At 50.1% G+C, this 421-nt stretch carries 1 rRNA gene; it reads right to left on the minus strand.

Features of this window, described 5'->3' with window-relative positions:
- Positions 1-421 (minus strand): 16S ribosomal RNA (locus ACE01P_RS24420); the annotation flags it as partial.

Consider the following 421-nt stretch of genomic DNA (forward strand, 5'->3'; position numbering starts at 1 on the left):
GTTTGCACTGGCAGTCTTGTTAGAGTTCCCGACATGACTCGCTGGCAACTAACAACAGGGGTTGCGCTCGTTATAGGACTTAACCTGACACCTCACGGCACGAGCTGACGACAACCATGCAGCACCTTGTAAACTGTCTTGCGAAAGATCTGTTTCCAAATCGGTCAGTCTGCATTTAAGCCTTGGTAAGGTTCCTCGCGTATCATCGAATTAAACCACATGCTCCACCGCTTGTGCGGGCCCCCGTCAATTCCTTTGAGTTTCAAACTTGCGTTCGTACTCCCCAGGTGGGATACTTATCACTTTCGCTTAGCCACTGAACTTGCGCCCAACAGCTAGTATCCATCGTTTACGGCGTGGACTACCAGGGTATCTAATCCTGTTCGCTACCCACGCTTTCGTCCATCAGCGTCAATCAATT

Source organism: Flavobacterium sp. HJSW_4 (assembly GCF_042436695.1).
Lineage (GTDB): Bacteria > Bacteroidota > Bacteroidia > Flavobacteriales > Flavobacteriaceae > Flavobacterium.